Origin of the sequence: Vibrio sp. L85 (assembly GCF_963871815.1) — a bacterium.
Lineage (GTDB): Bacteria > Pseudomonadota > Gammaproteobacteria > Enterobacterales > Vibrionaceae > Vibrio > Vibrio harveyi.
This window is the reverse complement of record NZ_CAWMYL010000046.1, coordinates 26681-51080: the sequence shown is the minus strand read 5'-3', so window position 1 is coordinate 51080 and position 24400 is coordinate 26681. Positions and strand designations below refer to the sequence as shown.

At 47.3% G+C, this 24400-nt stretch carries 27 protein-coding genes; 8 read left to right on the top strand and 19 right to left on the bottom strand.

Annotated elements, in window-relative coordinates:
• The 9 genes from AACR11_RS07510 to fkpA all read right to left on the bottom strand — a co-directional run.
• The coding region (locus AACR11_RS07510) for a GTP-binding protein (RefSeq protein WP_114145632.1) at positions 1-417 on the bottom strand (417 nt) is incomplete at its 3' end.
• 155 nt (positions 418-572) lie between these two features.
• On the bottom strand, positions 573-2672 hold the full coding sequence (gene fusA / locus AACR11_RS07505) for an elongation factor G (protein WP_005451470.1): 2100 nt from the start codon (positions 2670-2672) through the stop codon (positions 573-575).
• Between the two features lie 138 nt (positions 2673-2810).
• Positions 2811-3281, bottom strand: a complete 471-nt coding sequence (rpsG, locus tag AACR11_RS07500; RefSeq protein WP_005438390.1) for a 30S ribosomal protein S7 — start codon at positions 3279-3281, stop codon at positions 2811-2813.
• A gap of 100 nt (positions 3282-3381) precedes the next feature.
• Positions 3382-3756, bottom strand: coding sequence for a 30S ribosomal protein S12 (gene rpsL / locus AACR11_RS07495; RefSeq protein ID WP_004399892.1), 375 nt, complete (start codon positions 3754-3756; stop codon positions 3382-3384).
• Positions 3757-3934: 178 nt separating this feature from the next.
• On the bottom strand, positions 3935-4210 hold the full coding sequence (gene tusB, locus AACR11_RS07490) for a sulfurtransferase complex subunit TusB (RefSeq protein ID WP_029789491.1): 276 nt from the start codon (positions 4208-4210) through the stop codon (positions 3935-3937).
• A 7-nt stretch (positions 4211-4217) separates the two neighbouring features.
• Positions 4218-4574: a sulfurtransferase complex subunit TusC gene (gene tusC, locus AACR11_RS07485; RefSeq protein WP_005451467.1), complete on the bottom strand. Its 357-nt coding sequence runs from the start codon at positions 4572-4574 to the stop codon at positions 4218-4220.
• Complete coding sequence (tusD, locus tag AACR11_RS07480; RefSeq protein WP_005438379.1) at positions 4571-4966, bottom strand: sulfurtransferase complex subunit TusD; 396 nt, start codon at positions 4964-4966, stop codon at positions 4571-4573. The genes tusC and tusD overlap by 4 nt, the downstream gene beginning before the upstream one ends.
• Before the next feature lie 2 nt (positions 4967-4968).
• Positions 4969-5685 carry a helix-turn-helix transcriptional regulator gene (locus tag AACR11_RS07475; RefSeq protein ID WP_005438378.1) on the bottom strand — a complete coding sequence of 239 codons (717 nt, stop codon included), beginning with the start codon at positions 5683-5685 and terminating at the stop codon, positions 4969-4971.
• A gap of 144 nt (positions 5686-5829) precedes the next feature.
• Positions 5830-6612, bottom strand: a complete 783-nt coding sequence (gene fkpA / locus AACR11_RS07470; protein WP_005451465.1) for an FKBP-type peptidyl-prolyl cis-trans isomerase — start codon at positions 6610-6612, stop codon at positions 5830-5832.
• Positions 6613-6740: 128 nt separating this feature from the next.
• On the opposite strand from fkpA, the gene AACR11_RS07465 reads away from it, so the two are divergent.
• On the top strand, positions 6741-7727 hold the full coding sequence (locus AACR11_RS07465) for a WD40 repeat domain-containing protein (RefSeq protein ID WP_005451464.1): 987 nt from the start codon (positions 6741-6743) through the stop codon (positions 7725-7727).
• Positions 7724-7951 carry a SlyX family protein gene (locus tag AACR11_RS07460; RefSeq protein WP_005451463.1) on the top strand — a complete coding sequence of 76 codons (228 nt, stop codon included), beginning with the start codon at positions 7724-7726 and terminating at the stop codon, positions 7949-7951. Before AACR11_RS07465 ends, AACR11_RS07460 begins: the two co-directional genes overlap by 4 nt.
• 94 nt (positions 7952-8045) lie before the next feature.
• Here the strand turns inward: AACR11_RS07460 and AACR11_RS07455 are convergent, their stop codons facing one another.
• The 5 genes from AACR11_RS07455 to kefG form a co-directional block, all read right to left on the bottom strand.
• Entirely contained in the window at positions 8046-8987 is a 942-nt protein-coding gene (locus AACR11_RS07455; protein ID WP_029789492.1) for an isoaspartyl peptidase/L-asparaginase family protein, read from the bottom strand.
• A 130-nt stretch (positions 8988-9117) separates the two neighbouring features.
• Entirely contained in the window at positions 9118-9693 is a 576-nt protein-coding gene (gene slyD / locus AACR11_RS07450; protein ID WP_005432768.1) for a peptidylprolyl isomerase, read from the bottom strand.
• Between the two features lie 88 nt (positions 9694-9781).
• Entirely contained in the window at positions 9782-9982 is a 201-nt protein-coding gene (locus AACR11_RS07445) for a YheV family putative zinc ribbon protein (protein ID WP_005432753.1), read from the bottom strand.
• Positions 9983-10017: 35 nt separating this feature from the next.
• Positions 10018-11814, bottom strand: a complete 1797-nt coding sequence (gene kefB, locus AACR11_RS07440) for a glutathione-regulated potassium-efflux system protein KefB (protein ID WP_005451461.1) — start codon at positions 11812-11814, stop codon at positions 10018-10020.
• Positions 11798-12385, bottom strand: coding sequence for a glutathione-regulated potassium-efflux system ancillary protein KefG (gene kefG / locus AACR11_RS07435; RefSeq protein ID WP_029789493.1), 588 nt, complete (start codon positions 12383-12385; stop codon positions 11798-11800). The genes kefB and kefG overlap by 17 nt, the downstream gene beginning before the upstream one ends.
• A gap of 177 nt (positions 12386-12562) precedes the next feature.
• On the opposite strand from kefG, the gene AACR11_RS07430 reads away from it, so the two are divergent.
• From AACR11_RS07430 to crp, 6 genes are all read left to right on the top strand, one after another.
• A complete protein-coding gene (locus AACR11_RS07430; protein ID WP_029789494.1) occupies positions 12563-14482 on the top strand; it encodes an ABC transporter ATP-binding protein in 1920 nt (639 codons plus the stop codon).
• Complete coding sequence (locus AACR11_RS07425; protein WP_029789495.1) at positions 14479-14958, top strand: TIGR02444 family protein; 480 nt, start codon at positions 14479-14481, stop codon at positions 14956-14958. The genes AACR11_RS07430 and AACR11_RS07425 overlap by 4 nt, the downstream gene beginning before the upstream one ends.
• 100 nt (positions 14959-15058) lie before the next feature.
• Entirely contained in the window at positions 15059-16066 is a 1008-nt protein-coding gene (locus tag AACR11_RS07420; protein ID WP_029789496.1) for a hydrolase, read from the top strand.
• Positions 16067-16136: 70 nt separating this feature from the next.
• Positions 16137-16349, top strand: coding sequence for a YheU family protein (locus AACR11_RS07415; protein ID WP_029789497.1), 213 nt, complete (start codon positions 16137-16139; stop codon positions 16347-16349).
• 124 nt (positions 16350-16473) lie between these two features.
• Positions 16474-17343 carry a phosphoribulokinase gene (locus tag AACR11_RS07410; RefSeq protein WP_005438358.1) on the top strand — a complete coding sequence of 290 codons (870 nt, stop codon included), beginning with the start codon at positions 16474-16476 and terminating at the stop codon, positions 17341-17343.
• 239 nt (positions 17344-17582) lie between these two features.
• Positions 17583-18215 carry a cAMP-activated global transcriptional regulator CRP gene (gene crp / locus AACR11_RS07405; protein WP_005381432.1) on the top strand — a complete coding sequence of 211 codons (633 nt, stop codon included), beginning with the start codon at positions 17583-17585 and terminating at the stop codon, positions 18213-18215.
• A 188-nt stretch (positions 18216-18403) separates the two neighbouring features.
• Here crp and AACR11_RS07400 read toward each other — a convergent pair whose 3' ends face one another.
• The 5 genes from AACR11_RS07400 to AACR11_RS07380 all read right to left on the bottom strand — a co-directional run bounded on the left by AACR11_RS07400 (position 18404) and on the right by AACR11_RS07380 (position 24234).
• Positions 18404-19195 carry a DUF1338 domain-containing protein gene (locus tag AACR11_RS07400; RefSeq protein ID WP_005451448.1) on the bottom strand — a complete coding sequence of 264 codons (792 nt, stop codon included), beginning with the start codon at positions 19193-19195 and terminating at the stop codon, positions 18404-18406.
• Between the two features lie 264 nt (positions 19196-19459).
• A complete protein-coding gene (gene astD, locus AACR11_RS07395; protein ID WP_029789498.1) occupies positions 19460-20917 on the bottom strand; it encodes a succinylglutamate-semialdehyde dehydrogenase in 1458 nt (485 codons plus the stop codon).
• Between the two features lie 28 nt (positions 20918-20945).
• Entirely contained in the window at positions 20946-21965 is a 1020-nt protein-coding gene (astA, locus tag AACR11_RS07390) for an arginine N-succinyltransferase (RefSeq protein ID WP_029789499.1), read from the bottom strand.
• A 108-nt stretch (positions 21966-22073) separates the two neighbouring features.
• A complete protein-coding gene (locus AACR11_RS07385; RefSeq protein WP_005438347.1) occupies positions 22074-23285 on the bottom strand; it encodes an aspartate aminotransferase family protein in 1212 nt (403 codons plus the stop codon).
• A 361-nt stretch (positions 23286-23646) separates the two neighbouring features.
• Positions 23647-24234, bottom strand: a complete 588-nt coding sequence (locus AACR11_RS07380; RefSeq protein WP_029789500.1) for an aminodeoxychorismate/anthranilate synthase component II — start codon at positions 24232-24234, stop codon at positions 23647-23649.
• Positions 24235-24400: the final 166 nt, after the last annotated feature.

Here is a 24400-nt window from a genome sequence, read left to right as displayed (position 1 = left end):
GTCACATTTGTTCATGAATACGATGATGTATGGGATACCAACCTGACGACCTAGTAGGATGTGCTCACGAGTTTGTGGCATTGGACCATCTGTCGCAGCAACAACTAGGATACCACCGTCCATCTGTGCAGCACCAGTGATCATGTTTTTAACATAATCCGCGTGTCCTGGACAGTCTACGTGTGCGTAGTGACGAGTTGGAGTGTCGTACTCTACGTGAGAAGTAGCGATTGTGATACCGCGCTCACGCTCTTCTGGAGCGTTATCGATAGATGCGAAGTCACGAGCAGCACCGCCGTATACTTTAGCAAGTGTTGTACAGATAGCTGCAGTTAGAGTAGTTTTACCGTGGTCAACGTGGCCGATAGTACCAACGTTTACGTGCGGTTTTACACGTTCAAATTTTTCTTTAGACACAATCGTGTTCCTTCCTAGTTATGATTCGCCGTGATCATTATTGATCTCGACGCGCCAGAAATTGTTATTTTATGCGCCAACGCCTGTTAGCGCAATATTTGGACGCATTGATCTTTAAAAAAAGCTGGACTTTTTTTCAGCTCAAAGCGTTTTAATTAGTAACCACGGTCTGCAATGATTTTATCTGCGAAGTTTTTCGGTACTTCAGCGTACTCGTTAAACTCCATAGAGTAAGACGCACGGCCTTGAGTTGCAGAACGTAGGTCAGTTGCGTAACCAAACATCTCAGATAGTGGAACTTGAGCACGAATGATCTTAAGACCAGCCACACCTTCATCCATACCTTCGATCATACCGCGGCGGCGGTTTAGGTCACCAACAACGTCACCCATCCAATCTTCCGGCGTAGTTACTTCAACATTCATCATTGGTTCTAGAATCACAGGTTGTGCTTCTAGTGCACCTTTCTTGAATGCCATCGAGCCAGCGATCTTGAACGCCATCTCGCTTGAGTCAACATCGTGGTAAGAACCGTCAAATAGTGTTGCTTTAATATCTAGAACAGGGTAACCCGCTAGAACACCACTATTCATTTGTTCTTCGATACCTTTCGATACCGAGCTGATGTATTCCTTAGGAACCACACCACCCACAATCTCGTCTACGAATACGAAACCTTCACCAGGCTCTGAAGGTTCAAGTTTGATCCATACGTGACCGTATTGACCGCGACCGCCAGATTGACGAACGAACTTGCCTTCTACTTCCGCTTTACCACGAATGGTTTCACGGTAAGCAACCTGAGGTTTACCAACGTTACAGTCAACGCTGAATTCACGCTTCATACGGTCAACGATGATATCTAGGTGAAGCTCACCCATACCAGAGATCAGAGTCTGACCTGTTTCGTCATCCGTTTCCACGCGGAATGATGGGTCTTCCGCTGCCAGTTTACCTAGCGCGATACCCATTTTCTCTTGGTCTGCTTTAGAACGAGGTTCTACAGCGATCTGAATTACAGGTTCAGGGAATTCCATGCGTTCTAGAATCACTTTGTGGTTCTGGTCACATAGTGTGTCACCTGTTGTAACGTCTTTCAGACCGATAGCAGCTGCGATATCACCAGCGCGAACTTCTTTTACTTCTTCACGCTTGTTCGCATGCATCTGAACGATACGACCGAAACGCTCTTTCTTGTCTTTTACTGAGTTGTAAACAGCATCACCTGAGTTCACAACACCTGAGTAAACGCGCATGAAAGTTAGCGTGCCCACGAATGGGTCAGTCGCGATCTTGAATGCTAGTGCTGAGAACGGTTCGTTGTCGTCTGCGTGACGCTCAACTTCGTTCTCTCTTTCGTCGATACCTTTAATTGCAGGTACGTCGATTGGCGATGGCAAGAACTCGATCACTGCGTCTAGTACTGCTTGAACACCTTTGTTTTTGAACGCACTACCACAAGTAGCCAGTACGATTTCGTTGTTTAGTGTACGAGTACGTAGAGCTTGTTTGATCTCTGCTTCAGACAGTTCACCTTCTTCAAGGTACTTGTCCATTAGCTCTTCAGTTGCTTCTGCTGCCGCTTCAACTAGGTTGTTGCGCCATTCTTCTGCAAGCTCTTGCATGTCAGCTGGAATTTCGTCGTATGTGAACGACATACCTTGATCGGCTTCATTCCAGTTGATCATCTTCATCTTGATAAGGTCGATAACACCACGGAAATCATCCTCTGCACCAACGTTTAGTTGGATTGGAACAGGATTCGCACCAAGACGGTTTTTAATTTGGTCCACAACGCGTAGGAAGTCAGCGCCTGCACGGTCCATCTTGTTTACAAATACCATACGTGGAACGTGGTACTTGTCAGCTTGACGCCATACAGTTTCAGACTGAGGTTCAACACCAGATGAACCACAGAACACAACAACTGCACCATCAAGTACGCGTAAAGAACGCTCTACTTCGATAGTAAAGTCAACGTGTCCAGGGGTGTCGATGATGTTAACGCGGTGCTCTTGGAATTGTGCTTCCATACCACGCCAGAAGGTAGTAGTCGCGGCAGACGTGATTGTGATACCACGTTCTTGCTCCTGCTCCATCCAGTCCATGGTTGCTGCGCCATCGTGAACTTCACCGATTTTATGAGACAGACCAGTGTAGAACAAAATACGTTCAGTAGTGGTTGTTTTACCTGCATCTACGTGAGCACAGATACCGATATTACGGTAGCGCTCAATAGGAGTTTTGCGAGCCACGATTGAATCCTCTTAACTTAGAGATAGGGACTATTGCTATAACTAAAAAATGCTATCCCCTAGATATAGCAATAGTTCCTAGCATAGGCATAGGAACTAAAGAAGTGCTGCAAGGAACCTTGCAGCACTGAAAAGGTATTACCAACGGTAATGAGCGAACGCTTTGTTTGCGTCAGCCATGCGGTGAACGTCTTCACGTTTCTTAACCGCAGTACCTTTGTTCTCAGACGCGTCTAGCATTTCAGCAGCTAGGCGTTGAGCCATAGATTTTTCACCACGCTTACGCGCAGCTTCAACCAACCAACGCATAGCAAGTGCGTTACGGCGAACCGGACGTACTTCTACAGGTACTTGGTAAGTTGAACCACCTACACGGCGAGATTTAACTTCTACCGCTGGGCGAACATTTTCAAGAGCTTCTTCAAAAATAGCTAAGTGGTCTTTACCAGACTTTTCAGCCATAGAATCTAGTGCAGTGTAAACGATTTTTTCTGCAGTAGATTTTTTACCGTCAACCATTAGGATGTTAACGAATTTTGCCAGCAGTTCAGATTTGAACTTTGGATCTGGAAGGATCTTACGCTGACCAATGACGCGACGACGTGGCATGGATTTTCTCCGTTGTCTTCTTCAGGTTTTATCCAAAACTTTTCAGTTTTTTCAAAAAATTAAAAATAATTTAGTGTTTGGCCTTACTTAACGGAATCCATTAAGACTTAGGACGCTTCACACCGTACTTAGAACGACCTTGTTTACGGTCGTTAACGCCAGCACAGTCAAGTGCACCGCGAACAGTGTGGTAACGTACACCCGGAAGGTCTTTTACACGACCGCCACGGATTAGTACAACACTGTGCTCTTGAAGGTTGTGACCTTCACCGCCGATGTACGATGTAACTTCGAAGCCGTTTGTCAGACGTACACGACAAACTTTACGAAGTGCTGAGTTAGGTTTTTTAGGTGTAGTAGTGTAAACACGAGTACATACACCACGTTTTTGTGGGCACGCTTCTAGTGCAGGCACGTTGCTTTTAACAACTTGCTTTGCACGTGGCTTACGTACCAACTGGTTAATAGTTGCCATTAACTAGCTCCTGATTTACTTGAAAGTAAGCTTTGTGAAAAATCTATCCCTAACAGCGGTTGGCAGTTAGGGACGCAAAATTCTATGCAGCAGTGAGAGGTGTGTCAAGAAATATACGGATCTTTTTTGTTCAATTAGGGCAATTAATCCGTAAAGCTCAATCGACAGGAAAGAAGGGTTAATCCCAAGTCAGAGATTTGGCTTGTTTTGCTGTTAGTTCAACAAAGCCAGCATAGCCAATCACCTCAATAGATGGGCTGATACGATTGCTCATGCCGCGGGCTTCAATATCGCTTTGCAGCGCAAACATTGATGGACCTTTTACCTTGCTGAATGCCTTATGCTGAGGGTTCGCAGCGTACACGGCATCTTCAATCAACAAGACATCATCTTGCTCACTGTACAGTGCCATTGCATCGTCTAATGCAGCTACGGATTTGATGATATGTAACATGGCTTCCTCAGAATGACAGCAGTTTGCCCGCTTGTTGCAGTTGAGCTTTTAGTTGCTCTGTATTTAGCGCCTCTGCATCAATGACTAAATCGGCTTGAGCCAAGCCACGCTCGGCAAGCGAATCGGCACAAACAAACACTTGCTCAATGTCGTACAAGTCGAACAACTTCAACATTGGTGCGTAGTCTTTGCTTAAGATACCTTTAGGCTCTTGTCCAAGCAGTAACTGATACACACCATCCCCAACAAATAGAACGGTGATGTCTTCACAGTACGCAGACGCTGCTAACAGCGCATCCACACCTTCACGCCCTGCATTGTTACCATGAGGCGCGCTACGAAATAGGTAAGTTAACTGACTCAAAACTGCACCACTCTATCTTGCGTTAACATGGCTTCAGCTAAGCTCCCCAAACCGGCTTGCTCGAACCCTGTCGCTAGGTTGTTCTGCTCAAGACCATGTTGATTCGCCTCATCTTCGCTGATGATGCCGCGACGCAAAGCGGCTGCTACGCAGGTTTCCAGACGAACATCGTGTTGCTGTGCGAGTGATTGCCATGCTTTGGTTAGGTCAAACTCATCGTTGGCAGGCACGCTCAAAGCCGTACCATTGGTGACGCCATCTTGGTAAAAGAACACACTCACCAAAGTATGTCCTTGTTCAATTACTGCTTGTGCGAATTGATATGCGCTGCGCGCCGATTGACTGCCGTAAACCGGTCCGTTCACTACCAGCGTGTAAGTTAATCCACTCACGCTTATTCGTCCTCAGTCTTACGCTGACGAATGTATAGGTAAACGGTGTGTTTAGAGATATTCAGGCGATCTGCGACACGGTTGATAGCGTCTTTGATATCGAAAATACCTTTGTCGTACAGTTCCATCACTATCTGACGGTTCTTGGTATTGTTCGATACCGATTTATCGGCGTTGATCTCTTCAATCGTACGCTCAACCGTTTGGTCTACGAGTTCTTCAACATCACTTGCGAAGTTAACGGATGACGCCGCTTCTTTCGCTTCTTGCGTTGGCATGAAAGATTGCAGCACTTGAGAGAAAGGCGCATCAAGGTTGACGTTGATACAAAGCAAACCAATCACACGGTTTTCGCCGTTACGAATAGCAACGGTGATCGACTTCATTAATACGCCGCCTTTAGCGCGGGTGAAGTACGAACGTGAGAAGTTACGCTCAGAACCTTCGATGTCTTTCAACATCTTAAGTGCTAAGTCAGTGATAGGAGAACCTACCTGACGACCGGTGTTCTCACCGTTAGCGATTTTGATTGCAGAGGTATTGAGGTCTTCCAGTGAGTGAAGAACGATCTCACAGAACGGACCAATAAGACTGGCAATGCCGTCAACGACCGCTTCGTAAGATCTCAAGATGATTTTATCGTGCTCGGTAAATGGCATCACGTTGACAGATTCCATTTCGAGCAACATTTCCGCATTTATTGTTTCTGTAGTTGTCATAAGCCTTCGAGCGAAAAATCAACAAATTGGTGTAAGTTTATCAGAAAATTTGAAAGGCAACCTAGCAAACTCACCAACTAGTGACCTAGAACAAAAAAGGCCCGTAAAACGGACCTTTTTTCATCGAGTTATCGCTAAGGATAATTATTGAGCAGCGTTGTCGTTCTCAATTTTTAGTAGCTCAACTTCGAATACTAGTGTTGAGTTAGCAGGAATGCTCGGTGTGTCTTGGTCACCGTATGCTAGCTCTGGCGGGATAACGAATTTGAACTTAGAACCTACAGGCATTAGCTGAACACCTTCAGTCCAACCTGGGATTACGCGGTTTAGTGGGAACGTTGCTGGTTCGCCACGATCGTAAGAGCTGTCGAATTGAGTACCGTCGATCAGAGTACCTTTGTAGTGTACTTGAACTGTGTCGGTGTCTTTTGGCTTCTCGCCTTCAGCCGGTGTTTCAACTTTGTATAGAAGACCAGATTCTGTCTTCACTACGCCTTCTTGCTTCTCGAATTCCGCACGGAAGTCATCACCAGCTTTCTTCGCTTCAGCTGCTTTCTCAGCCGCTTGCTTTTGCATAGTTTCTGCAACACGCTTGTCTAGAGATTCTAGAGCGGCACGAGTTTCTTCTTCGTTTAGCGCTGCTTTATCTTTAAATACGTCTTCGATACCTTTAAGAACTAGGTCTTTGTTTAGGTTGATGCCAATTTCGCTTGGTTTTTCAATGCTAGTGCTTAGGTAGTTAGCAAATGAAACACCGATCGCGTAAGCCGCTTTGTCATCGTCTGTTTTAAAGTGAACTGCTTTACCAGTCTCTGCTTGAACTTGTTCTGCTTGAGGTGCTGCTTCTGGTTTTGTTTCTTCTTTTTGACAACCTACCGCTAGCATTACTGTTGCAGCAAGTAGCGACACTTTTAAAACTGATTTCATTAAATTCTCCCAATAATGGCTTAGCCACTGGTTGTTGTGCACAAATCTTCTATGAGACTAGTGAAGACAATCGTTATACCAATATACTAGCTATATGTCTTAAGACACAAACCGGATTATTAGATGTGATGCAAAGAATTTCTCATTTATTCCTATATTTAATTGTCATCACCACGTTAAATGGATGCTTTTTTACCGATCGTGATGTTCAACGTTGGTCACTCGAACCACAAGGTTCCACCAGCTTTGCGCTCAGCCGAGATGGTCGATTTGCGCTGCTGTACTCCAAAGAGCACCAATTGGTTCTTTGGGATTTGGAGCAAAACAAACAACTCGCAAAGCTGGGTGAACTCGATCAAGCCGCCAACGTGGTCTCCCATATTCGCATTTCAGACAATGGTCGTTATGCAGTCACAGCAAGCCAAATGAACTTCGCTGTGTGGGATCTCGGATGGACTCAAGCTGAAGGGCTGTGGTCTATCGATGACGCGCTGATTCGAGACGTTGATATCACCAGTAACGGTGAACAGGTATTACTTGGACTGTCCAACGGTAAAGCAATTTACGTCAACTTAGTCACTGGTCGTCGGCTAGAGTTCCTTGCGCACCAAGAAAAAGTCAATTCTGTCGCTATTTCGCCCAACGGTCGCTTCGCTCTCACGGGTGGCAACGACTACAAAGCGTATCTGTGGGATACCGAAACAGGGCTGGTATTGCGTACCTTTGAGCACGACCAACGCGTAGTCAGAGTCGCTTTACAGAGAGATGGCAAACTGGCCATGACCTCAGACGGTGGCAACCAAGCCATCATCTGGAATTTAGAGACGGGTGAAGAAGTCACGCAACTGAGCAGTTGGTCTCGTCAGTTAATCTTTTCGACGGCGCGCTTCTCCGATGATGGCAGCTTGTTAGTAACTGGCACACCTTCAGGTCGTGTGATGGTGTGGGATACCCAGACCGGCAAACGCGTCGATGGATTTGAAGTTGAGCCGAAAAAAGATACTCGCCCTCCCCGCGCGGTCGTGTATGATGCAGCCTTTGATTCCAAGCAACGTGTAATTACTGCCACTTCTGCGGGCATTGCCCAAGCTTGGCAGCTAGAGAACGGATCATGACAGATAAAATCATTCAGCAATTGGAAGCTCGCATCAATGACTTAGAATGTCAGCTTGCGTTCCAAGAACAGACTATTGAAGATCTGAACGGCGCCTTGTCGCAGCAACAACTGCAAATTACCAAGATGCTCGATCAGATGAAATATGTGGTAGGTAAAGTGAAAAATATGGACTCGTCGAATTTAGCCGATCCGTCAGAAGAAACCCCACCACCGCATTATTAAAATGCAGGTTCAAATAGCATAAAGCCCAGAACGTGTTCTGGGCTTTGTTGTATTCGCTACTTAAAAATGTTGCTTAGGAATGAGCGGGACGAAATTATTCGTCTGCGTAGATTTTAACGGTCAGCTCGCCTTGCGTATTGATGCCAGCTCGGTACATGCCAGAACTGTTCATCGCAAAGTGCAGCTCACCTTTAGCATCAATTGCAATCAAACCACCTTCGCCGCCCATTGCTTTTAAATCACCCTGAATAATGTGTTCGCACGCCGTATGAACGTCTTCTTGCAAATAACGCATGCGTGCAGCAACGTCTTCCGCAACACGTTTACGAATAAAGAACTCACCGACGCCCGTAGTGGAAACCGCGACGACACCATTCTCTGCCACCGTACCACAACCAATCAGAGCGGAGTCTCCCACTCGACCGTATTTCTTGTTGGTCACGCCACCAGTACTGGTGGCAGCGGCTAAGTTGCCTTGTTGGTCCAATGCCACCGCACCAACCGTACCGTGCTTACGATCATCTGGGTAACGAGATTCCGACAGAGCAAACAGTCCTTTCTCACGCATAGACAGCAACTGCTCATAGCGGCGATCGGTAAAGAAGTAATCCTGCTCGGTGTACTCATGACCTTGTTCAAAAGCAAACTTCTCTGCGCCCTCGCCCACCAACAATACATGGTTGCTGTTTCGCATCACGTCACGAGCGAGTTCAATGGGGTTTCTGATATGACGCACCCCAGCGACTGCCCCTGCGGCTTGATGTCGACCATCCATCACAGAGGCATCCATTTCGACCATCTCGTTATGGGTCAGTACCGAGCCTTTACCCGCATTAAAATTAGGAGAGTCTTCCAGCACTTTCACTGCCGCCACGACCGCATCTATGGCTTCACCACCTGTTGCTAGGATTTGATGCCCCGCTTTTACCGCAGCTTCTAAATCCGCCAAGATGGATTGTTGCAGTTCGTCACTCATCTGTTCACGCAAGATAGTGCCTGCACCGCCATGAATGGCAATCGAGAAAGGTTTCATCATCGCTTTGTCCAACTGTTATTCCTTGTATGATTGGCACTACACCCCAGATAGACAAAAAGCGCAAGTTGAAACCTCAACTTGCGCTTTTTAAAGCTTTGCTAGATAGCGTTATCTAGTGAAGAGCGTGCGATTAGTGAGAACCGCAACCGCCGCCGCCACAACATTCGTGGTCGTCAGCTTTTTCTTCGCCACCGCAGCAGCCGCCTTCGTGATCGTGGTCGTGACCGCCACAACAGCCACCACCTTGGTGGATGTGACCGTGTTCGATCTCTTCAGCTGTCGCTTCACGAGTAGCCATAACTTCTACTTCGAAAGTTAGTGTTTGACCAGCTAGCATGTGGTTGCCGTCTACAACAACTTCGTCGCCGTCTACTTCAGTTACTTCTACAGGGATTGGACCTTGGTCAGTATCTGCTAGAAAACGCATGCCAACTTCGATTTGGTCAACGCCTTGGAATACGTCTGCAGGAACACGTTGCACTAGTGCATCGTTGTGGTCGCCGTACGCATCTTCAGGAGCTACTGTTACTGAGAACTTGTCGCCAGCCACTTTACCTTCTAGTTCTTTCTCAAGACCAGTGATTAGGTTGTTGTGACCGTGAAGGTAATCAAGAGGTGCTTCAGAAGTTGATTGATCAACAACAACACCGTCTTCCAACATTACTTTGTATGCAAGGCTTGCAACAACGTTCTTTTCAATTTTCATACTAACTCCAGGGAGATTAATTGACCTAACCAGAATGGGGTTAAGTACCGAGATGATAGTATTATGGGGATCAATTAACGAAGTTCAATTACTCAGGCTTAAAAATCCCGATCATTTCTTGTTCTGAGTGTTTATTTTTTTCTACAGATTGCGGTTTACGCTGCTCGGTATAATCGCAGTCGACACACTCAACCAGCTCAATGTTGTTATCAATCCACCAGCGCAGAGTATCTTGCTGACTGCATTGCGGGCAGCTTGCACCCGCGATAAAACGTTTCTTGGCTTTCACTTTTGTTCCTTTTCCCGCCTAATGCTGCGCGGGTACTACTTCCAATGATTTGGCGACTGTTGGTCGCTTTCCATTTCACGACCGAAGATTTCTTCTAGTTCTTTACGTGCTTCTTTCGAGCGTTGAGCGAGCTCTTTATCCTCATTATGCTGAGGCAATAAGTCTTTGAGCATAGCATTATCTAGCTTGCGAAAATGTGCTTCTGCCCGCTTTGCTTGATACGGGTGCATGCCTAATTCTACGAGCGCTTGGCGACCTAGATCTAATGCGCCTAAAAAGGTTTCTCGCGAGTAATTTTGCACGCCGTGGTTCATTAACTGGTAGGCTTCTACGCGGCTGCGAGCACGGGCAAGGATCTTCAACTTCGGAAAGTGCGCACGGCAAATGTCGACAATCGCCATCACCTCATCTGGTGAGTCGGTACAGATCACTAAGGCTTCTGCTTTATCCGCTCCCGCGGCGCGTAACAAATCAATCTGAGTCGCATCACCATAAAACACCTTATAACCGTATTTACGCAGCAAGTGGATTTGGCTCGCGTCACTTTCTAGTACTGTTACTTTGATCTTGTTGGCGTACATCAGGCGTCCAACAATCTGACCAAAACGACCAAAGCCTGCGATGATCACTCGTGGTCGACGATCCACCACATTGGTCGTGACGCTCTCTTCTTCTTGGTTAAGCGTGTGCGCAAACCATTTTTTCTGTCCCATGAGCAGCAGCGGCGTGGTCACCATCGACAAGCTCACCACCACCAACAAAAAGGCAACTTGCTCCTTGGTTAAGATACCTTCTTGGCTTGCCGCGGTGAAAATCACAAACGCAAACTCACCACCTTGGCTCAAAATCGCTGCCATACGACTGCGCGACTTCGCACGAACTCGAGCAGTGCGAGCCAAAACATACAGAACCAAACCTTTGACCACCACAAGAGCAATCACGGCACCAATAATTGCGAACGGTTGCAAGGCTAATAAACCAAGATTCACTGCCATACCCACAGCAATAAAGAACAAGCCAAGCAGCAGACCTTTAAACGGTTCAATCGCGATTTCTAGTTCATGACGGTATTCACTTTCTGCCAGTAACACACCCGCTAAGAAAGTACCGAGTGCCATCGACAGCCCCAGCTTTTGCATCGCAACAGAAATGCCAAGTACGACTAGGAGGGCGGCAACGGTGAAGAGTTCTCGCACACCACTCATCACCACAAAACGGAACAAAGGACGTAAGAGGAAATGACCGCCAACTAATAACGCAGCCACACTGCCTAATACCCAAATAGCATCTAACCAATCACCACCGCTTTGACCACCGGCGAGTAATGGCAGCATGGCGAGCATCGGGATGACGGCAATATCTTGGAACAGCAACACAGCAAAACCAGATTGTCCGGTTTCCGTGCCGGCTTGCCCCTGTTCTTCGATCACTTTTAGTGCAATCGCGGTGGACGAGAGTGCCAAGCCCATACCGATCACTAAGCTCACTTGCATGCTCAATCCAAACAGGCTGACGATGCTGCCTATCACCGCCGTGGTGACAATAACTTGAGCGCCACCCAGACCGAGGATTGGTCCGCGCATCTGCCATAACTTTTTAGGGTTGAGTTCCAAACCAATTAAGAACAGCAGCAACACCACCCCGAGTTCGGCGAAGTGGAGAATCGCGTCCACATCACTGATTAACCCCAGCCCCCAAGGACCAATTAGAACGCCTGCAATCAGGTAGCCAAGCACAGAGCCCAGACCAAGTCGCTGGGCAATCGGCACTGCAATAACGGCAGCAGAAAGGAATACCACACTACTTTGAAGAAACTCACTGGTTATCGCCATGGCAACCTCCTTGCTCATCCCACTCTCTCAGGGGGTTGTTCAGCCATTGACGATATTGTTCAGCATGCTGATAACGTTCGATGTCCGATACATTGCGCGACCAGTACAGCACTAAAGGCTCAATCCAATGCATCTGACATAAAGCGGCAGTCAGTTCAAACGGTTGTAGAATTTGCTCAAGTGGGTATTTGTTGTAACCCATCGGGCTGAACGCATCCTCTTTACCGCCAGTAGTGATCACACTGCGCCAGTACTTACCCGCTAATGCGCTACCATCACCGAACGCAAAGCCTTTGCCCAACACGCGATCCATCCACTCTTTCAACAGTGCAGGACAGGAATACATATAGAGAGGATGATGAAAAACGATCACATCATGCGACATCAGCAGATCGTGTTCGTAGTTCACATCAATAAAGAAATCAGGGTACGCGCCATAAAGATCGTGCACGGTGACATGACCCAGTGATTCGATTTTTTTAATCATCACTTGGTTGGCAATGGAGTTTTGCGGTTCTGGGTGAGCATAAATAACCAGAACCCTCGGAGGAATGGGCGTAGCAACAGCCAAATGGTCGTCCTTGTGTTGATTTCTCAGGGAAAATTATCGTTATCAGTTTGTTATACTTTTTTGTATAGCATAATGCAATTAAAGCGCAGAGATCGACTTTTCCCGCCAATACCCCTACTATTCACCGCGAGATCAACGACCAAGAAACGCGCACTGCGCAAAGTGAATTAAAACTCTATGATTACCTTCTCTGATATTCAGTTACTGCGTGGCGGTAAACCTCTTTTAGACCAAGCATCTGCAACCATTCACCCAGGCGACAAAGTGGGTCTGGTTGGTAAAAATGGCTGTGGTAAATCAACTCTGTTTGCCCTACTAAAAGATGAACTGTCGATTGATGCAGGCTCATTTAGCCAACCTCAACATTGGGAATTGGCTTGGGTTGCACAGGAAACGCCAGCACTCGACCGTAGTGCACTGGAATACGTGATTGATGGTGATCGTGAGTTCCGCGATCTTGAAGCTCAACTGGCGATCGCCGAAGAGAAAGACAACGGCACCCTAGTTGCGGAGATCCACGGCAAAATTGAAACCATTGGCGGTTACAGCATTCGCGCACGTGCTGCCGAACTGCTTGATGGTCTGGGCTTTAGCCAAGAGCAAATGAGTTGGAACCTGACTCAGTTCTCGGGTGGTTGGCGTATGCGCCTTAACTTGGCTCAAGCGCTATTGTGTCGTTCTGATCTACTGTTACTCGACGAACCAACCAACCACTTGGATTTGGACGCGGTAATGTGGCTAGAGCGCTGGCTACAAAACTACCCTGGTACGCTGATTCTGATCTCGCACGACCGTGACTTCTTGGACCCGATCGTTGGTCGCATCATTCACATCGAGAACCAGCAGTTGAACGAATACACGGGTAACTACTCGTCATTCGAAAACCAACGCGCACAAAAGATGGTGCTGCAACAGGCGATGTTCGAGAAGCAACAGAAACAGATGTCGCACATGCAAAGCTACATTGACCGCTTCCGTTACAAAGCATCAAAAGCGCGCCAAGCACAAAGCCGTATTAAAGCGCTGGAGCGTATGGAGAAGGTACTGCCAGCGCAGTTCGATAACCCATTTAGTTTCCAGTTCCGCGATCCTGCAGCCCTACCAAACCCAATCATGATGATGGATGAAGTATCGGCAGGCTACGGTGACAACCTGATCTTAGAGAAGATCCGCCTTAACTTAGTGCCGGGCAGCCGTATTGGTCTACTTGGTCGTAACGGCGCGGGTAAATCAACCTTGATCAAATTGCTGTCTGGTGAGCTCAAAGCGCAAGGCGGCGATCTCACTTATTCACAAGGCGTGAAGATCGGTTACTTCGCTCAGCACCAACTAGAAACACTGCACCCAGAAGAAACACCGCTGAAGCACATGATGCAAATCGCACCAGATCAAACCGAGCAGCAGCTGCGTGATTATCTAGGTAGCTTTGGTTTCCAAGGTGATAAAGCGCTTGAGAAAGTCGCACCGTTTTCAGGTGGTGAGAAAGCACGTTTGGTATTGGCATTAATTGTGTGGCAGAAACCGAACCTATTGCTACTCGATGAACCGACCAACCACTTGGACTTGGACATGCGCCAAGCACTGACCATGGCACTGCAAACATTCGAAGGTGCGATGGTGATTGTTTCGCACGATCGCTACCTATTGCGTGCAACCACAGATGATTTGTACCTTGTGCACGATCGCCAAGTCGCACCATTCGACGGTGACTTGAACGATTACTACAAGTGGTTGACCGAGCAACAAAAAGCCGAGCGTAAAGAAGCACAAGCGGCTCAGCCAGTTAAAGATAACGCCAACAGTGCAGCGGCGAAAAAAGAGCAAAAGCGACGCGAAGCAGAATTTCGTAAGCAGACCGCACCAATTCGCAAAACGCTGACACAGTTAGAAAACAAAATGGATAAGTTAGGTGAAGCTCTAGCGAAAGCAGAAGAGCAATTAGCGGATAACTCGCTGTATGAAGCCGAAAACAAGGCTAAACTTAACGAAGTGTTGGCGCTTCAAGCTTCTAGTAAAGCAGATCTTGAAGAAGTAGAAATGGAATGGATGTCTGCCCAAGAAACACTCGAGCAGATGGAACTAGAGTTTAATCAATGACAAACGAGCACGCAGAATACACTCTTACCCTAGAACACCTTTGGCAGTTCAGTCTGCAATTTTATGGTGTGCGAGAAGTGAAGGAAGCGTGCTTATCATTGCAAAACAACTACCACGGCAACGTGAACCTATTACTGCTGCTCAGATGGCTCGATGAGCAGCAGGTGATTTTCCAAGAGCAAGACTGGCATTTAGTTCAAGGCTGTCTTGGTCGAAGCGAAACCCTACTCCACTCTTACCGCGAACTTCGTCGCCACCTCAAAGCGCAAGTTAACGACGCACTTTATCGTGAAGCATTGCAGTTCGAATTGCAGCTCGAAAAACAGCAACAGTCCGACCTCGTCGACTGCGTCAACTCACTCAAATTAGTCAAGAATGATGGCGAACCACTGACGCTGAGATACTGTCGCCAGTTAGGTGGAGAGCATTTGCAACAGGCATTCTCCATTCCAGTTCCAAACATTCAATATCCATAAATCAGTCATAAACCAGTAAAATATCTATACTAAAGCTATAAAGGATTATATTAATAAGTTCTTCAGCGAACATTGAAGGACCATATAAGAGCAGTTAGGTATGACACAATTTTTCGCAGCCGCCGGGATTAAGAACCCGCATCTTCAGACGCTATTGCCACGCTTTATCCGCAAGAAAGCGTTGTTTACGCCTATTTGGCAAACACTCGATACACCGGATGGTGACTTCTTAGATTTGGCGTGGTCACAACAGCCAGATTTTGAAGCCGCTCACAACAAACCAATCTTCGTCCTCTTTCATGGCTTAGAAGGCTGCTTCTATAGTCCGTATGCGAATGGTTTGATGAACGCCTTCTCTAAATCGGGTTGGCTGTCAGTGATGATGCACTTTCGTGGTTGCAGCGGTAAGCCAAACAAGAAAGCCCGCGCCTATCATTCTGGCGAAGTAACGGATGCTCGTTTCTTTCTTCAGCAACTCAATCAGCAATTCCCTAACAACCCTAAAGTTGCGGTCGGCATTTCCCTTGGCGGTAACATGCTGGCGAACTACTTGGCTGAGTATAAAGACGACCCAATATTAAGTGCCGCAACCATTGTCTCTGCACCACTGGACTTGGCAGCATGTGCCAATCGTATTGAGCAGGGCTTCTCGAAAGTTTACCGACGTTACTTGCTCTCTTCACTCAAACGCAATGCACTGCAAAAGCACGACTTAATCCAAGGTGAACTCGCCTTGTCGTATAACTCGATCAAACGCGTGACTCGCTTGTATGAATTTGATGACTTGATCACCGCGCCTCTGCATGGTTTTAAAGACGCACAAGATTATTACGATCAATGTTCAGGCTTAAGTAAGTTGCAACAGATCACCTTGCCAACCTTGATCATCCACGCCAAAGACGATCCGTTTATGACCGAAGAGGTTATCCCAAAATTCGTATTGCCAGACAACATTGATTATCGGCTTTATGAACATGGTGGACACGTTGGCTTCCTGACGGGCACGGCATTAAAACCTAAATTCTGGTTAGAAGAAGCATTACCGGCTTATTACGAAAGTATCGCCGCTGAGTACCTTTCTGCTGTATCCGTGCCACGAACACAGTAAACTACCTAGGCGCGCCAGACATCAATAACCTAAGAGGCGCGCTTAAACATCATAAAAGTTTGAGGTATTTATGATCATTCCATGGCAAGACATTGCGCCAGAGACACTAGAAAACCTGATCCGCGAATTCGTGCTACGTGAAGGCACCGACTACGGCTCAGTCGAAGTTTCACTGCAGAGTAAAATCGATCAGGTCAAAACCCAATTAGAGAAAGGCGAAGCGGTCATCGTATTTTCTGAGCTTCATGAAACGGTTGATATCCAACTAAAAGCAAAGTTTTAGACCCTTCACATTTTACCGTATCCCACTCGATGACAAGGGCTTGTTACGTGCTATAGTGGGTTATCGACCGTGCAGCATACGTGTGCTGCACTTTACAGGTAAGTAATTTTCGACAAGGTTTGTCATGTCAGCGAAACACCCAATCATTGCGGTTACTGGTTCGTCCGGTGCCGGCACTACCACCACTTCTGAAGCCTTCCGCAAGATGTTCAATATGATGAACGTCAAACCAGCGTGGGTTGAAGGTGACAGCTTCCACCGCTTTACACGTCCAGAGATGGATGTCGAAATCCGCAAAGCGCGTGAGCAAGGCAAACACATCAGCTACTTTGGTCCACAAGCCAATGACTTTCCGGGGCTAGAAGAGTTCTTCCGTAAGTTCGGTGAAGATGGCACTGGCAGCGTGCGCCGCTATCTGCACACTTTTGATGAAGCCGTTCCATACAACCAAATGCCGGGCACCTTTACGCCTTGGCAAGATCTGCCAGAAAACAGCGATGTGCTGTTCTACGAAGGTTTACACGGTGGCGTGGTAGATGGTGATGTCAATGTGGCGCGTCACGTCGACTTTCTAATTGGCATGGTGCCGATTGTGAACTTGGAATGGATCCAAAAGTTTGTTCGTGACACGCGCGATCGTGGTCATTCAAGAGAAGCGGTGATGGATTCGATCGTGCGCTCGATGGACGATTACCTGAACTACATTACCCCGCAATTTTCTCGCACACATATCAACTTCCAACGCGTACCAACCGTCGATACTTCTAACCCACTTAACGCTAAAGGCATCCCTAGCTTGGATGAAAGCTTCGTGGTGATCCGCCTGCGCGGTATCAAGAATGTCGACTTCCCGTATTTGTTGGCGATGATTGATGGCTCCTTCATGTCTCGCCATAACACCATTGTGGTTCCTGGCGGTAAGATGAGCTTTGCAATGGAGCTCATAGTGAGACCGATTCTGCAGCAACTCATCGAAACCGGGAAAATTGGCTAAAAACCTCGTTAATTGAGTGTTTACTTTTCATACCGTGATCATGTGCACAGTTTTGCTTACAAAATCTCAATCATGGCACGATTAAAATCAAGAAATCGTTTCCGAAAAAGGATACTATTTCTAACCGAAACACAAGAGAGCTTGCAGCATATAAAAAGTGCTCTTATTCTAGTAAGCCAATTCAGGCTTAGCTAAAATATGGATAGCGCAAGCGTACCCTGCAGAGGAAGTGAGATATTATGGTTCTAGGTAAACCTCAAACCGACCCAACATTAGAGTGGTTTCTTTCACACTGTCATATTCATAAGTACCCATCAAAGAGCACGCTAATTCACGCGGGTGAAAAAGCAGAGACTTTGTACTACATCGTTAAAGGTTCTGTTGCGGTTCTTATCAAAGACGAAGAAGGTAAGGAAATGATCCTTTCTTACCTAAACCAAGGCGACTTCATTGGTGAGCTTGGTCTATTCGAAGAAGACCAAGAGCGTACAGCTTGGGTTCGCGCTAAATCTCCTTGTGAAGTGGCAGAGATTTCTTTCAAGAAATTCCGTCAACTTATCCAAGTTAACCCAGACATCCTAATGCGTCTTTCAGCGCAAATGGCTCGTCGTCTACAAGTTACTAGCCAAAAAGTGGGTGACCTAGCGTTCCTAGACGTAACTGGTCGTATCGCTCAGACTCTTCTGAACCTTGCTAAACAACCAGATGCGATGACGCACCCAGACGGCATGCAAATCAAGATCACTCGTCAAGAAATCGGTCAAATCGTTGGCTGTTCTCGTGAGACAGTAGGTCGTATCTTGAAGATGCTAGAAGAGCAGAACCTAATTTCTGCGCACGGTAAGACTATCGTTGTTTACGGGACTCGTTAATCTCGATTAACGTTTAAAAAATTTAAAAGCCACCAAATGCAAGTTTGGTGGCTTTTTCTTTTTTGGGAGTTAGACATTGAGAGTCGAGAGCACTGCACTTCACAACGGACTTCATCCTTTGAGATGAAGCCTTCTCAGATTCCAAGTAAAAACCCTCTCGAAGCGAAGCGGCTCTCGTCTTGTATCTATTAACCGTTGGTACTCTCGAAGATCTTATCTGCCGATGCAGCTACAAATCCTGGGTACAACTCACCGTTATCCATTGGGTAGCGCTTAGCAAACTCGTAGAAGCCTCCAGGAATCACCTCAACGCCTTCAGTAAAGGTCACTGGCACTTTGTCTGCCATGGTCGATGATTGCTCTAGTAACACCTCTGGCGTGCCTTTTACTTCACCGCCATTCTCGTTGATGATAAAGCCTACGGTGCGTAGGTGGTCGTTCACTTGCTTCACTTCTTCATGCTGATTGAGTTGATTCACACTCACCGTGAAGTGGTTCGCTCCGTAACCGTGCGCAGCAAGCCAAGAGGCGTACTCACTCTCTTTCGCTAAGATTTGGAAGTCAGCATAACTAAGGTCCCACAAACGTCCGCCGTACAAGAAGTCACTGCTGGTCAATTTAGAAGCATCAACCTGCTCTACCAGTTTATGAACGATGGCTTGTAGCTCTGGTGAGCACTCATCCACTTTCAATTCACTGATGAAGACTTTTGGCTGTTTCGGATCTGGGTGCTCAAAATGTTTTGCCACCAGCTTTTTGCTTTCAAATACGTAGTCACCACAGGCTTTGTAACCCACCGCTAGGAATGGCTTCGCTAACGTTTCAATGCCTAGGGGAGCGACATTAAACGTACGTAGCGCAATATGGTCATTAATCAGAGGCTCATCTTCTTGAAGAAGCTGATGAACTTTAGCAGCAGAAGGGCAAAGACGTTGAATGTAGTCTTGCCATAGCGATTCAAATAACACATCGGGCGTCATAACGACTCCTTGTTATGAAATGTAGAGTTAGGGGTAAGAGGAAGTTGACCGCTCGTTCACAGCCCGTGGGCTGTCCAGAATCACGAACGAGCGGTCATCAACCTGTGACGGTATGTGTGGCATAAGTGCCAGTCAGTCAACACGCTCTGGAGAGTCTTAAGCTCGCCTTTGGCGTTTGCCAGCGCGCTTACCAGAATCCTAACTTGGTAAATAGCTCCGGCAGAGAGAAGCGGCGATACTTTGTCACCACTTCGTGTTTCTCTATTACAGGCTTACACCCGGGCTCAATGTGGCAGGTAAGACCGTCTCTTGTCCTTCCATTGATGCCATTGGGTACGCACAGTAGTCTGCTGCGTAGTAAGCACTAGGGCGTAGGTTACCCGACGCACCCGGACCACCAAATGGCGCATCACCACTTGCGCCCGTCAGCTGACGGTTGCGGTTCACGATGCCAGCACGAATGTGGTCCACGAAGTATTCCCATTCTTGGTCATCGGTTGAAACCAGACCTGCAGATAGACCAAAGCGCGTATCGTTCGCCAGCTCTACTGCTTTCTCTAGCCCTTCATAGCGCACCACTTGCAGAAGTGGGCCGAAGTACTCTTCATCTGGCAACTCGGCAATGTTCGTCACATCGATGATGCCCGGAGAAACAAACGCCGCTTCGCCTGCTTTTGCTTCAATCAAGCTTTCGCCACCCAGTGATTGCAAGTTCGCTTGTGCATCGAGAATGAACTTGGTCGCCGCTACCGAAATTTGCGGTCCCATGAAAGGCGCAGGCTCTGCAAATGGTTGGCCTACACGAATATTGCGTGTCGCTTCCACCAGCTTAGTAATGACTGCATCACCCTTGTCGCCAAATGGAATGTATAGTCGACGAGCACAGGTACAGCGTTGCCCTGCACTGATGAAGGCAGATTGGATGATGGTGTAAACCGTTGCGTCTAAGTCACCGTAGTTATCCGAGATAACCATCGGGTTGTTGCCACCCATTTCAAGCGCCAGCATTTTGCCCGGCTGACCAGCAAACTGACGATGTAGAACATGACCTGTGTTTGCACTACCAGTAAACAGCACGCCATCGATACCTTTCGCATCCGCCAGCGCAATACCGGTTTCTTTCGCGCCTTGGACTAGGTTAATCACACCTTTTGGTAGACCGACCTCTTCCCACAGCTTCATAGCGAGTTCACCCGTCCATGGCGTTTGCTCAGACGGTTTGAAGACCACGGTGTTACCAGCCAATAGTGCTGGCACGATGTGACCATTTGGCAGGTGACCCGGGAAGTTATAAGGACCAAACACCGCCATCACACCCAATGGGCGATGACGCAATACAATTTGGTTTCCTGCGGCTTCACGTGTCGCTTCACCCGTACGCTCGTGGTAAGCACGAATAGAAATCGCAATTTTACCTGCCATCGCTGCCGCTTCGGTACGTGTTTCCCAGATTGGCTTGCCGGTTTCTTTGGCAATCACTTCAGCGATTTTTTCGCTGTTCTCTTTTACTTTCTCAGCAAAAGCCAACACGATCGCCTCACGCTCTGCAAATGGGCGCTTCTTCCAATCAACAAACGCTTCACGCGCCGCAGATACCGCTTGGTTAACCTGCTCTGCTGTTGCGCCGTTGCCTTGCCAGATCACTTCTTGGTTGTAAGGCGACAGAGACGTAAATGCTTCACCCTGACCTTGTACCCATTCACCTGCAATCCAATGTGTCATTGTTTCTATCCTTAAATTCTGTCGTCAGTTACTGCGGAAGAAGGCGAACAAAATCCCCTTCCTCAACCAAGAGTGCATCCGCCAATTCTGGTGCAAGCACTACGCTTTGCGTTTCTGCGTCATACGCTGCTTTTGCTGCGGCTGCACGGAAGTTCTCGAATGATGAGTTACACATCAAGAAGTCTTGTGTGCTGGCGTGCTCCGAGATTTTGACTTGCGCGCGGAATGAGTGGCGTACCGATTCGATATTACGTAAGTCACATTCCACCGTTGGACCACCATCGAAAATGTCGACGTATCCACGGTTGGTAAAACCTTCACGCTCAAGCAGCTTCAATGCTGGACGTGTGTTGTCGTGCACTTTACCAATCACAGCTTGCGCTTCTGGGCTCAGTAGGTTGATGTAGATTGGCAACTTCGGCATCAAGTCGGCGATAAAGCCCTTCTTGCCGATACCAGTTAGGTAATCCGCAAGCGTAAAATCGATAGAGAAGAAATGCTCTTGAAGCCACTGCCAGAATGGCGAGTTACCGTTCTCGTCTGATACGCCGCGCATTTCAGCAAAGATGGTTTCTGAGAAACGTTCTGGGTGCTCTGCCATCATTAAGAAACGGCACTTGGACATCAGACGCCCGTTCAAGCCACCACGGAATTTCTCACGTAGGAACAAGGTACAGATTTCACTGTTACCCGTGTAGTTATTACCAAACGTCAGCAGCTTCACCACGTTGTTTACGCCAAGCTTTGGTGACGAGTGCACCACTTTGCTGATGTGGTAAGAATAAAAAGGCACATCCCAGCCGATCGAAGCTTCAATACCTGTGGTACCTGCCACTTCACCAGTTTCAGATTCAAAACCCACCATTAGGTAGCCTTCATCACCGGCTTCCTTAACGTCAGGTTTGCCAAAACTGTATTCTGAGTGTTTGATTCGATTGGTTAACAGTTCTTCGTTAACCGGTAGAGATGTAAATCCATGACCTGACTCAACCGCACAGGTGTGCAGCGCGTCATAATCCGACATTGCGATAGGGCGAACTACTAGCATCAATACTCCCTCCAGATGCAAGAAGATCCTAACTATATTGTAGGAACAATACCCCCATCAGAGATCCTTGATGGGGGTGTCTAGGTTGACGATAAGCGGAGATCGCGCTTAAACCAGCGTTGCGATCGCTTTATCTAGCTTCGCCAAACCTTCTTCGATTTCTTGTTGTGTGATAACGAGTGATGGTGTGAAACGTACGACATTGGCACCCGCAACCAATACCATGAGACCTTGTTTACCTGCAGCAACCAGTACGTCACGCGCACGACCTTGCCATTCTTCATTCAGTGCAGCACCAAGCAGTAGACCTTTGCCGCGCACTTCAGAGAAGATGTTGTATTTCGCGTTAATCTTCTCCAGACCTTCACGGAACATGGCTTCACGCTCTAGTACGCCAGCCAGTACTTCTGGTTTTGTCACTTCTTCAACAACTGCTTCTGCAACTGCACACGCTAGTGGGTTACCACCGTAAGTTGAACCGTGCGTGCCCACTTTCATGTGCTCAGCCAATTTTGCCGTCGTTAGCATGGCACCGATAGGGAAACCGCCACCCAGTGATTTCGCTGTGCTTAGAATGTCTGGCGTAATGCCTAGACCTTGGTATGCGTAGAAGTGACCCGTACGACCGTTACCAGTTTGCACTTCATCGAAGATCAACAGTGCGTTATGCTTGTCGCACAGCTCGCGAACCGCTTGAGCGAATTCAGGAGTTGGTGGAATGATGCCGCCCTCACCTTGCAGAGGCTCCATCATTACGGCACAAGTGCGATCCGACATGTGTGCTTGAAGTGCTTCGATATCGTTGTAAGGAAGGTGTGTCACATCGCCAGGTTTAGGACCAAAACCGTCTGAGTAAGCCGCTTGACCGCCTACTGTTACCGTGAAGAAAGTACGACCGTGGAAACCTTGTTTGAATGCGATGATTTCAGATTTCTCTGTACCATGAACGTCTGCTGCGTAACGACGTGCTAGCTTTAGTGCCGCTTCGTTTGCTTCTGCGCCAGAGTTAGCGAAGAACACCCGCTCAGCAAAGCTAACTTCTGTTAACTTCTTCGCCAATCGCAGTGCTGGCTCGTTAGTCATAACATTACTTAGGTGCCAAAGCTTGTTACCTTGCTCAGTCAATGCGTTCACCATAACTGGGTGACAATGACCAAGACAGCTCACCGCAATACCACCAGCAAAGTCGATGTATTCATTTCCGTTCTGATCCCAAATGCGTGAACCTTCACCTTTTACAGGGATCATTTCCATCGGGTTATAGCAAGGTACCATTACCTCATCGAATAAACCGCGCTCTACTTTGTTTTCCGTTGTCATTGCACATTCCTTCTTGATACCGCATGCCTAGCAGATAAGCGAATTTAACCGGCACTCTTTGCCAGCAAATAATGTTTTGCATTTAAGCTATTGCGGCATTGTATTTACATTTAATTAACCATTTCAATAGTGATTTATTCTTTTCGCTTCCGAGCACGACTACCCATACTCACTATCTATGATTATTTATGCACCAAGAAACGCAAATAGAGAAGCGATTTTTTATAAAAGTTATGTATAGCAAGGTTTAGAAAGAAAGGAGAAAAATGAATAGCCGCCACCAAATAGGCAGAACGCATAGTTTTGCATTCCCATTCTCAGGCGAAAAACATGAAGAATTTGTTAAGAAAGGTGATCGCGATCAGATCGCTTTGCGCGCAAGAAAGTTCGCAAGCAGTTCGTGACCTTGTTCTGTCTTAATCGACTCAGGATGGAACTGTACCGCGTCAATTGGCAGGGTTTTATGCTGATAACCCATGATTTCATCCATGGTTCCGTCAGGCAGTTCAGTCCAAGCGGTCAATTCAAACACATCAGGTAATGTGCCGTTTTTCACCACGAGAGAGTGGTAGCGGGTTACCGTAAGTGGGTTATTAAGGTTTTTAAACACACTGCGACCGTTGTGACGAATTGGTGATGTCTTGCCGTGCATCACTTGTCGAGTACGTACCACTTCCCCTCCAAACACCTGCGCAATCGCCTGATGACCAAGGCAAACGCCTAAGATTGGTAACTTACCAGCAAAGCATTCGATAGCTTGTAGAGAGATACCCGCTTCGTTAGGGGTACAGGGACCTGGAGAGATCACCAAATGAGTTGGGTTGAGCGCCTCAATGCCTTGGATGTCGATTTCATCGTTACGCACCACCTTTACGTCTGCACCAAGCTCGCAGAAGTATTGGTAAAGGTTGTAGGTAAAAGAGTCGTAGTTATCGATGATCAACAACATAAAAGGTCGGTTGCTCCAATCCGTTTTGGCAATGCTTAAGTGGTGAATCGCCACGTTCGTGACAATCAAGGGCGGTATTTTGCTATACCAAGCAAGAAAGGCAAGTTTTTGCTGAATAAAAAGGCCAGCATAGGCTGGCCTTTGGTCTTTACAGCTATTTAGGAAC

Coding starts and splice junctions, on each gene's coding strand:
- AACR11_RS07465 (WP_005451464.1), top strand. CDS start 6,741: ATGCAAAGAATTTCTCATTTATTCCTATATTTAATTGTCATCACCACG.
- AACR11_RS07400 (WP_005451448.1), bottom strand. CDS start 19,195: ATGACGCCCGATGTGTTATTTGAATCGCTATGGCAAGACTACATTCAA.
- AACR11_RS07475 (WP_005438378.1), bottom strand. CDS start 5,685: ATGACAACTACAGAAACAATAAATGCGGAAATGTTGCTCGAAATGGAA.
- AACR11_RS07385 (WP_005438347.1), bottom strand. CDS start 23,285: ATGACAACGGAAAACAAAGTAGAGCGCGGTTTATTCGATGAGGTAATG.
- kefB (WP_005451461.1), bottom strand. CDS start 11,814: ATGGCGATAACCAGTGAGTTTCTTCAAAGTAGTGTGGTATTCCTTTCT.
- AACR11_RS07410 (WP_005438358.1), top strand. CDS start 16,474: ATGTCAGCGAAACACCCAATCATTGCGGTTACTGGTTCGTCCGGTGCC.
- AACR11_RS07380 (WP_029789500.1), bottom strand. CDS start 24,234: ATGTTGTTGATCATCGATAACTACGACTCTTTTACCTACAACCTTTAC.
- AACR11_RS07420 (WP_029789496.1), top strand. CDS start 15,059: ATGACACAATTTTTCGCAGCCGCCGGGATTAAGAACCCGCATCTTCAG.
- astD (WP_029789498.1), bottom strand. CDS start 20,917: ATGACACATTGGATTGCAGGTGAATGGGTACAAGGTCAGGGTGAAGCA.
- AACR11_RS07455 (WP_029789492.1), bottom strand. CDS start 8,987: ATGATGAAACCTTTCTCGATTGCCATTCATGGCGGTGCAGGCACTATC.
- crp (WP_005381432.1), top strand. CDS start 17,583: ATGGTTCTAGGTAAACCTCAAACCGACCCAACATTAGAGTGGTTTCTT.
- rpsG (WP_005438390.1), bottom strand. CDS start 3,281: ATGCCACGTCGTCGCGTCATTGGTCAGCGTAAGATCCTTCCAGATCCA.
- AACR11_RS07460 (WP_005451463.1), top strand. CDS start 7,724: ATGACAGATAAAATCATTCAGCAATTGGAAGCTCGCATCAATGACTTA.
- rpsL (WP_004399892.1), bottom strand. CDS start 3,756: ATGGCAACTATTAACCAGTTGGTACGTAAGCCACGTGCAAAGCAAGTT.
- tusB (WP_029789491.1), bottom strand. CDS start 4,210: ATGTTACATATCATCAAATCCGTAGCTGCATTAGACGATGCAATGGCA.
- AACR11_RS07425 (WP_029789495.1), top strand. CDS start 14,479: ATGACAAACGAGCACGCAGAATACACTCTTACCCTAGAACACCTTTGG.
- AACR11_RS07430 (WP_029789494.1), top strand. CDS start 12,563: ATGATTACCTTCTCTGATATTCAGTTACTGCGTGGCGGTAAACCTCTT.
- AACR11_RS07415 (WP_029789497.1), top strand. CDS start 16,137: ATGATCATTCCATGGCAAGACATTGCGCCAGAGACACTAGAAAACCTG.
- slyD (WP_005432768.1), bottom strand. CDS start 9,693: ATGAAAATTGAAAAGAACGTTGTTGCAAGCCTTGCATACAAAGTAATG.
- astA (WP_029789499.1), bottom strand. CDS start 21,965: ATGCTAGTAGTTCGCCCTATCGCAATGTCGGATTATGACGCGCTGCAC.
- fkpA (WP_005451465.1), bottom strand. CDS start 6,612: ATGAAATCAGTTTTAAAAGTGTCGCTACTTGCTGCAACAGTAATGCTA.